This is a genomic window from Comamonas sp., from assembly GCF_036666375.1.
Lineage (GTDB): Bacteria > Pseudomonadota > Gammaproteobacteria > Burkholderiales > Burkholderiaceae_C > Comamonas.
In genome coordinates this window covers 1-7,453 of the sequence record NZ_JAVWWA010000161.1, presented here as the reverse complement: position 1 = coordinate 7,453, position 7,453 = coordinate 1, and the positions used below count along the sequence as shown (strand labels likewise).

Annotated in this window: 6 protein-coding genes; 1 reads left to right on the top strand and 5 read right to left on the bottom strand. The window is 66.4% G+C overall.

The genetic code is table 11. The features are described 5' to 3' along the window. On the bottom strand, window positions 1-2,528 hold a 2,528-nt coding region (gene dnaE, locus RR928_RS23440), incomplete at its 3' end, for a DNA polymerase III subunit alpha (RefSeq protein ID WP_332684459.1). Between the two features lie 175 nt (window positions 2,529-2,703). Here dnaE and RR928_RS23435 point away from each other — a divergent pair. Continuing rightward, window positions 2,704-3,501: an outer membrane protein assembly factor BamD gene (locus RR928_RS23435; RefSeq protein WP_332540102.1), complete on the top strand. Its 798-nt coding sequence runs from the start codon at window positions 2,704-2,706 to the stop codon at window positions 3,499-3,501. Here the strand turns inward: RR928_RS23435 and RR928_RS23430 are convergent. The 4 genes from RR928_RS23430 to RR928_RS23415 form a co-directional block, all read right to left on the bottom strand. Further along, window positions 3,467-5,515 carry an ATP-dependent DNA helicase gene (locus RR928_RS23430; RefSeq protein WP_332684457.1) on the bottom strand — a complete coding sequence of 683 codons (2,049 nt, stop codon included), beginning with the start codon at window positions 5,513-5,515 and terminating at the stop codon, window positions 3,467-3,469. The two genes, RR928_RS23435 and RR928_RS23430, sit on opposite strands and share 35 nt — an antisense overlap. Then, on the bottom strand, window positions 5,512-6,399 hold the full coding sequence (locus RR928_RS23425; RefSeq protein ID WP_332540099.1) for a serine hydrolase domain-containing protein: 888 nt from the start codon (window positions 6,397-6,399) through the stop codon (window positions 5,512-5,514). Before RR928_RS23425 ends, RR928_RS23430 begins: the two co-directional genes overlap by 4 nt. An 84-nt stretch (window positions 6,400-6,483) precedes the next feature. Beyond that, window positions 6,484-7,347 (bottom strand): alpha/beta fold hydrolase, encoded by an 864-nt coding sequence (locus RR928_RS23420; protein ID WP_332549646.1) that lies wholly within the window; start codon window positions 7,345-7,347, stop codon window positions 6,484-6,486. 21 nt (window positions 7,348-7,368) lie between these two features. Next, window positions 7,369-7,453, bottom strand: an 85-nt coding sequence (locus tag RR928_RS23415) for a hypothetical protein (RefSeq protein ID WP_332684461.1), incomplete at its 5' end; no start/stop codon positions are given.

The window sequence follows — 7,453 nt, the reverse complement described above, 5'->3', positions numbered from 1 at the left end:
CCCCCCTTGACGGCACCCAGGCCGTAGCGGATGACCTTGTCGGTCACGGGCTCGAAGCGGTAGCGGCCGCGGTTGACGTCCGGCGGCTCGAAGGTCAGGCCCATCTTCAGCGCGTCTTCGTAGAGCACCTTGAGCTTGTCGGTGTCGTCCATTTCCACGGTCATATTCGCGCAGAAGAACTCGGCCGTGTAGTGGACCTTGAGCCAGCCCGTGTGGTATGCCAGCAACGAGTACGCGGCCGCGTGCGACTTGTTGAAGCCGTAGCCCGCGAACTTCTCCATCAAGTCGAAGACTTCGTCGGCCTTTTCCTGGTTCAGCCCGTTCTTCGCCGCGCCTTCGCGGAACAGCTCGCGGTGCTTGGCCATCTCCTCGGCCTTCTTCTTGCCCATCGCGCGGCGCAAGAGATCGGCGCCGCCCAGCGAGTAGCCGCCCAGCACCTGGGCGGTCTGCATCACCTGCTCCTGGTAGACCATGATGCCGTAGGTCTCGGCCAGCACCTTCTCGACCATGGGGTGCGGGTACTCGACGACTTCGCGCCCGTGCTTGCGCGCCACGAAACTGGGAATCAGGTCCATGGGACCGGGACGGTACAGCGCGTTGAGCGCGATCAGGTCTTCGAGGCGGCTGGGCTTGGCGTCGCGCAGCATGCCCTGCATGCCGCGGCTTTCAAACTGGAACACCGCTTCCGTCTTGCCTTCGGAGAACAGCCGGTAGGTCGGATGGTCGTCGAGCGGAATGCGCTCGTAGGCAAAGTTTTCCTGACCCTTGTGGCGCGCCATGATGAATTCGCGCGCAATCTCGAGAATCGTCAGCGTGGCCAGGCCCAAAAAGTCGAACTTCACCAGGCCGATGTCCTCGACGTCGTCCTTGTCGAACTGGCTCACCGCCGAGTCGCTGCCCGGTTGCTGGTAGAGCGGGCAGAAGTCGGCCAGCCGGCCCGGAGCGATCACCACACCGCCGGCGTGCATGCCGATATTGCGCGTCATGCCTTCGAGGCGCTGGGCCATCTCGATCAGCGTCTTGACGTCCTCTTCCTTCTCGATGCGCTCGGCGAGCATGGGCTCGGCCTCGATCGCATAGGTGTACTTGTCGCCCTCCTTCTTCGGGTTGGGCGGGTACTTGAGCGTGACATGCAGTCCGGGCTTGTTCGGGATCAGCTTGGAGATGCCGTCGCAGAACGTGTAGCTCATGTCGAGCGCGCGGCCCACGTCGCGGATGGCAGCGCGCGCAGCCATGGTGCCGAAGGTCGCGATCTGGCTGACGGCGTCGCGGCCGTAGCGCTGCTTGACGTAGTCGATCACGCGGTCGCGGTTGGACTGGCAGAAGTCGATGTCGAAGTCGGGCATCGACACGCGCTCCGGGTTCAGGAAGCGCTCGAACAGCAGGTTGTACTCGAGCGGGTCCAGATCGGTGATGTTGAGCACATAGGCCACCAGCGAGCCCGCGCCCGAGCCCCGGCCCGGCCCCACGGGGCAGCCGTTGTTCTTGGCCCACTTGATGAAGTCGCCCACGATCAGGAAGTAGCCCGGAAACCCCATCTTCAAAATGGTGTTGAGCTCGAACTCGAGCCGCTCGACATAGCGCGGGCGCTCCTGGTCGCGCTTGGCGACATCGGGATAAAGCAGCGCCAGCCGCACTTCGAGGCCATCGAACGATTCCTGGCGGAAGAACGACTCCATCGTCATGCCCTCGGGCACCGGGAAGTTGGGCAGCTGCGGCGAGCCCAGCACCAGCGTCAGGCTGCAGCGGCGCGCGATCTCCACGCTGTTGGCGATGGCCGAAGGCAGGTCGGCGAACAGCGCCTGCATTTCGGCCTGGGTCTTGAAGTATTGCTCGCGCGTGAAGCGGCGCACGCGCTTGGGGTTGCCGAGAATTTCGCCTTCGGCGATGCACACGCGCGCTTCGTGTGCTTCGTAGTCGTCGGCCGTGGAGAACTGGATGGGGTGGGTCGCGACCACCGGCAGGTTCAGACGCGCGGCCAGCTGCGCGGCCGCGAGCACATGGGCTTCGTCGTCGACACGGCCCGCGCGTTGCAACTCGATGTAAAAGCGATGGGGAAACATTGCTGCAAGCCGCAGCGCCAGATTGGCGGCTCCGGCCATGTCGCCACGCATCAGCGCCTGGCCCACGGGACCGGCCTGGGCGCCCGCCAGCACGATCAGGCCTTCGCCCAATTCCTGCAGCCATTCCCAGGTGTAGACCGCCTGGGATTTGACGACGTTGCGCGTCCAGCCGCGCGCCAGCAGCTCGCAGAGGTTGTGGTAGCCGGCCTTGTTCTGTACCAGCAGAATCACGCGCGACGGCGCGCCGCCGTCCTCGCCCTCGAGCTGGATTTCGGTGCCGAGCAAGGGCTTGACGCCCTTGCCCCGGCCTTCCTTGTAGAACTTGATGGCGCCGAACATGTTGTTGTAGTCGGTGATCGCCATCGCAGCTTGCCCGTCTGCCGCGGCTGCCTTGATGATGGAATTGATACGGGTGGTTCCGTCGATGACGGAAAACTCGGAGTGCAGGCGCAAATGAACAAACATGGGCAGCATTGTAGAAAGGCCTGGGGACCGCGGGACAAAGCGGCCCCCCGCAGGCCCCGCGCGGCACGGGCCTTTGCGGACATTACAATGCCGTATCCTGCGCCTTTATCGGCCTTGGCACTCCCGTGGGAGCGCCCACCACCAGATGCCCCTTATTGCCAGAAAGCTTCCTGCCATGCTGCGTTTGTCCTCGCCTCTTCTTCCTGCCGTGCTCGCTGCGGGCTTGCTGGCGGCTTGTTCCAGCACCCAGGAAGATCCAACGGCCAAGTGGACTCCCGACCGGATCTACACCGAAGCGCGCGACGAAGTCTCGGCCGGCGCGTTCGACAAGGCCGTGCCGCTGTTCGAAAAACTCGAAGGCCGCGCTGCGGGCACGCCGCTGGCCCAGCAGGCCCAGCTCGAAAAGGCCTATGCCCAGTACAAGGCCGGCGAAAAAGCCCAGGCCCAGGCCACGTTGGACCGCTTTCTCAAGCTGCACCCGGCCAGCCCGGCCACTGATTACGCGCTCTACCTCAAGGGCCTGGTCAACTTCAACGACAACCTCGGAATGTTTTCCTGGATCTCGCGCCAGGACCTGTCCGAGCGCGACCAGCAGGCGGCCAAGGATTCGTACGAGTCCTTCCGCGCGGTCGTGACGCGTTTCCCCGAATCCAAGTACGCCAACGATTCACGCCAGCGCATGACCTATATCGTCAACTCGCTGGCCCAGTACGAAGTGCATGTCGCGCGCTACTACTATGAGCGCGGCGCCTATGTGGCCGCGATCGGCCGCGCCCAGACCGCGCTGGCAGAGTACGAAGGCGTGCCCGCGGTGCGCGAAGCGCTGCAGATCCTGATCAAGTCGTATGACGCGCTGGGCATGACGCAGCTGCGCGACGACAGCCAGCGCGTGCTCGACTCCACCTTCCCCGAAGGCGGCACGCCGGGCACGGCCGGCCTCACGAAGTCGAGTCCCTGGTGGAAGTTCTGGTAAGCGCCAGCGCGGCCAGCGCGGCGTCGTAATCGGCCGCGGTCTTCAGGCGGCGCATGGGCGGCAGCGCCGCGAGCAACCGCCGGCCGTAGGGCTTGGCGACCAGGCGGGTATCGGCCACGACCAGCACGCCCTGGTCGGTTTCCCTGCGTATCAGCCGCCCCGCGCCCTGCTTCAAGGCCATGGCCGCCTCGGGCAGCATGTAGTCGCGAAACGCGTTGCGGCCCACGGCTTCGAGCTGCTGCGAACGCGCCTCGACCAGCGGATCATCGGGCGGCGGGAACGGCAGCTTGTCGATCACCACCAGCTCGAGTGCATCGCCGGGCATGTCGACCCCCTCCCAGAACGTTGCCGACGCCACCAGGATGCAGCCCTTGCCGCCGCCCTCGGCGCCGACGCGAAAGCGCTCGAGCAACAGCTGTTTGGGCGCCTGGCCCTGGACCAGTACTTCGAGATCCGAAAACAGCCCGAACTGCGCCTGCAATGCCGCCCCTATGACCTGCAAGGCCTTGGTGGTCGTGGTCAGCACCAGCGTGCGCCCGCCCAGCACTTCAGCCGAACGCTGGACCAGCGCTGCGACCTCGGCGCTGTGCGTGGGCGTGCCGGGCGCGGGAAATTCCGCGGGCACATAGACCGCCGCCTGCTGCGCATAGTCGAACGGACTGTCGACGCGCAAAATACGCGCGTCGCGCAGCCCGCAGGGCTCGGTGAACCAACTGAGCGCGGCGTCATCGCCCAGCGTCGCCGAGGTGAAGATCCACGACGCGGGCCGCCCCTCGTGCGGGACTTCGGCCCCCGCAGCCCCCTCGCCTTCCTGCAGCAGCCGCGTGCGCACGATGCGCGCGATGCTCAGTGGCGATTCGATCATGCGCAGATGGCGGCTGCCGATATCGAGCCAGCGCACGGTGTCGTCGCTGCTGGTGCGGCCAAACAATGCCAGGCGGCGCAGCAGCGCTTCGCCGCGCGCATAGAGCTGGCGCAATTCTGCGGCCATTTCCTCGACGCCGCCGAGCGCGACCAGCGCCGCGTGCAAGGCCTGGCCCAGCGCCGAGAAAGCGCGCGACCAGGCCAGCGCGTCCAGCCCGTCGGGCACGGCGCCCAGCCAGCGCAGGCGCTCGCCCACGGCGGCGCGCCCGACCGCGAGCCTTAGATCGCGCACCGTGCGCTCCAGATCGGCGCTCAGCTGCATCCAGTCGCCCATGCCGCGCGCATGCTCGAGCGTCTGCGCGAGAAAATCGCGCCCATAGCCCTGGAGCTGGGCCGTGCCCACGAGCGTGCCCGCGAACTGGATGCCGGTCTCGTTGAGCTGGTGGGCTTCGTCGAACACCACCACGCCCACCGAGGGCAGCAGCTGGGCCACGCCCGACTCGCGCACTTCCAGATCGGCAAAGAACAGATGGTGGTTGACCACGACCACATCGGCAACCAGGGCCGCGCGCCGCGCGACGTTGAGATGGCAGGGCTCGAACTGCGGGCAGGCGCTGCCCAGGCAGTTGTCGCGCGTCGACGTGACCAGCGGCCAGACGGGCGAGTCTTCGCTCACGGCCGACAGTTCGGCCAGATCTCCGGTGCGCGTGACGCGCGCCCACTCCTCGACGCGCGCCAGCGTGCGCAGCAGCTGCGGATCCTGGGGTGCGCCCCGTCCCTGGCGCGCCTGGCCCAGATGGTGCTGGCACAGATAGCTGGGTCTGCCCTTGAGCTGGGCCATGCGCAGCGGCAGGCCCAGCATGCGCGTGAGACTCGGAAGGTCGCGCGAGAACAGCTGGTCCTGCAAGGCCTTGGTGGCCGTGGAGATCAGCACACGCTTGCCGCTGAGCAGCGCGGGCACGAGGTAGGAATAGGTCTTGCCCACGCCCGTGCCGGACTCGACCACGAGCACGCCCCCATCGGCAATGGTTTCGGCGACCGCGATCGCCATTTCGGTCTGGCCGCTGCGCGGGCGGAAATGCGGCTGCGCGCGCGCAATCACTCCGCCTTCGGAAAAAGCCGCCTGTACGGCGGAAAAATAATCGTTCACGCCGCTCCTGGAACCTGTTCAGACTTGGAGAGCATTCTAAAAGCTTCATGCGCCGGGTCCGATTGCATGGACTCTGCCTGCCACAGTGCGCAGACCATGTCTCTCTGGGAATAGACCGCGATCCGGCTGCCCGGGCCCGCGCCCGAGTGGCCCACGGGGTGCGACTGCGCGTCGCGCGCATGCAGCATGAGCCCCAGTCCGTAGGCCGGATCGGGATGCAATGCGCAGCGGTGCTCGGGCAGCGCGCGGCACTCGTACATCTGCGCGAGCGTTCCCGGCTGCAGCAGGTGGCCGCGGACCAGCGCGGCAAGCAGCCGCGCCGCATCGAGCGTGGTTCCGGTCACCAGGCCGTGATAGACCCAGCCGGGGTGGTAGCTAGACGCGTCGCCCATGTTCACGTCGGCAAGATCGGGCGGCAGGCGCGCCAGCCGCGCGCTGGTGAGGCCCGCGGGCTGGAACACGCAGGTCCTGAGCGCATCGGCCAGACCCAGGCCCATGGCCCGCGCGATCTGCCGGCCCACATACAGATAACCCACATTGGAATAGCGCCAGCCCTGCCCTGGCATGCCGCGCGACGAGCGCACATCGACCCGGTCGAGCAGCTGTTCGACCGACCACGGCGTGCGGCCCGCGGCGACATCGCCCTGGTACTGCGCGATCAGCCCGTAATCTGCCAGGCCGGCCTCGTGCCGCAGCAGCTGGCGCAGGGTGAAGCATTCACCCTCGATAGGCGTATCGAGGCACAGCATGCCATCCTCGACCAGGCGCAGCGCCGCAATCGCCAGCACGGTCTTGGTGAAGCTCCACCAGGGCACGGCGGCGCTGTCGCCGCTGAGCGTCGGCTGGCCGGAAGAATCGATCAGGGCGAGGGATTGGGCAGGCATGGCGTTGCACGGAAAGGGGCGACAGACTGCAGTCTGCCACCCTTGCGCGCCGCTGCCCAATCCGGGGAATTCGCCGCGCAGGGCTTATGGCAGCGAAAGAAACTCGCCCACGAGCTGATTGAAACGCTCGGCATGCTCCCACTGAGCCCAGTGGCCGCATTGGTTGAACACGTGGAACTCGGCGTTGCGGATTCCCCAGATGAGGCGCAGGCCCACGTCCATGGGAACGAAACGGTCGTCGCGGCCCCAGATCACCAGCGTGCTGGCGTTGATCTCGTGCAGCCGGTGGCCGTAGTCGGGAAACTGCCGGGGATTGGCTTCGCTGCTCCGGACGAAGTTTTCCAGGTGTTCGCGGCGCGCGAGCATGTTGGCCAGGCGCTGCTGGAACAGCTCGTCCGTCATGCTGCTCGCGTCGTAGACAAAGACGCTCATCATCTTCCTGAGATTGTCTATCGTCGGATTGCGGTACAGCGCGCCGATCAGCTTGATGCCTTCGGTCGGCATGGGCACGAACTGGCTGGGGCCGCCCGTGCCCCCGCCCATCAGCACCAGCTTGCCCACCTGATCGGGATAGCGCAGCGCGAACGCGACGGCGCTGTGCGCGCCCATGGAGTTGCCGATGATGTGGACCTTGTCCAACTGCAGCACATCGAGCAGGCCCTTGAGCGCCGACGCATTCAGGTCCGAGCGCGAGCCCGGGTTGACGATGCTGTCGCTGCGGCCCCAGCCCGGGCAGTCGAGCAGGATCACGCGAAAGCCCTTGGCGACCAGGGGCTCGATGTTGCGCTGGAAATTGGCCCAGCCGGTCGCGCCCGGGCCCGAGCCGTGCAGCATGACGACGACACGATTGCCCTGGCCCACGTCGTTGTAGTGCACCTGCAGGTCCAGGCCGGATTCGTTGATGCGCACCAGATGGCTGGTGGCTTGTTCTGTGATGGGGTTGGACATTGCTGCTCTTTGTGGTTTCAATCAGGCGGCCGCGCGCGCGCGCTGCTGCAAAATGTCCAGCGCCACGTCGACAATCATGTCTTCCTGGCCGCCGACCATGCGGCGC

What these genes read in the sequence shown, in the direction of transcription:
- RR928_RS23425 (WP_332540099.1), bottom strand. Translation starts at nt 6,399, where the DNA reads ATGCCTGCCCAATCCCTCGCCCTGATCGATTCTTCCGGCCAGCCGACG.
- RR928_RS23420 (WP_332549646.1), bottom strand. Translation starts at nt 7,347, where the DNA reads ATGTCCAACCCCATCACAGAACAAGCCACCAGCCATCTGGTGCGCATC.
- RR928_RS23435 (WP_332540102.1), top strand. Translation starts at nt 2,704, where the DNA reads ATGCTGCGTTTGTCCTCGCCTCTTCTTCCTGCCGTGCTCGCTGCGGGC.